The following is a 1,124-nucleotide window of genomic DNA, read 5'->3' on the forward strand; positions in this document are numbered from 1 at the left end:
TCTCCTGAGACAACCTCAACTCTCTTTCAAAAGGGTTTTCAGCTTCTTGTCCTGCAACAGAATTAGCATCAGGCACATTTGAGGGAACAGAAGAATCGCTTGAATAGCTATTCGGTTCAATGATTGAGGGTTGACTTAAACTTTGTTGTGATTGCTCCCCTGATAAAGCTTCGGACTCCGATGCAGGGTCTTGAGCTAAGCTGTCACTTGTGCTAACTGAGTTTTCAGTAGGACTATCAGGCTCTGATACCGCTGAAGATTCCCTTTCTTCAAGACGAGACTTCTCAGATTCACTCAACTCAGAAAGAGGCGTTGCACTCGTGCTTCCAAAAGCGTCGTCAGACACAACATAACGCTTAGCATGCACTAAGCTTGACGCGTGTAACAGAAGAATTATGAAAGAGATTCTAAGCAGCATATTAGAACTGTCTTTTGAACTGTAGCCCGATACCGTAGATTCTAGACGAGAATTTAACATCTAGCCCCGCATAAGGGTTGTATACCACGTTAGTGAAGTTAGTACAGTTTAGGTTACAACTCGTATTGTTGGGAATGTAATCGACCGACTGCATGTAAAACATGCTCGCCCCAACTTTAGTTTGCTTGTCCCATTTATAACCAAAGCCTATGCCCCAGTGTTTCATATCACCGACTGGCACAGGCCCAAAAACATCCTTACCGACAGGCGAGTCCCTAAGCTCCAGTCCATAACGGATGTCTAAACGCGAGTTCACATGCTGGGTAATCCCAATGCCATAGTGCCAAGTATCTTCAAGACCTAATGGCAGAGTTAACGAATCTTCGGTCACCAAACCAGATAAAAGACGGGCAGTAGTCAGTAACTCTAAGGGGCGATCAAAATGAAATGTCCATTCATCCCAAACACTCCAGTCTGTCCAAGTCGCATCAAGGTTAACGGTCCATTCAGGATGAACCCGCATACTAATACCACTCTTGAATGTTTGCGGTATTTCATAGTCCATATAGATATTACCAGCCTCGAATGGCACCCCTCGAGGCAAGCCAAGTATCGCAGCGGTTATCGCACCAATAATCGATCCGTTGAAGCCCTGCCAGAAGGCCGTCCATTCATCGGTATAATCCATAAGGAAAGTGCCGCGCAG

The 1,124-nt window shown here is 45.5% G+C and carries 2 protein-coding genes; both read right to left on the reverse strand.

The window, feature by feature from the left end:
- Positions 1-346: hypothetical protein (locus tag A3739_RS22120; RefSeq protein ID WP_156502759.1), on the reverse strand; the 346-nt coding region annotated here is incomplete at its 3' end.
- A gap of 73 nt (positions 347-419) precedes the next feature.
- On the reverse strand, positions 420-1,124 hold a 705-nt coding region (locus A3739_RS22125), incomplete at its 5' end, for an OmpP1/FadL family transporter (protein ID WP_231877130.1).

The sequence above is a fragment of the Oleiphilus sp. HI0067 genome (genome assembly GCF_001635735.1).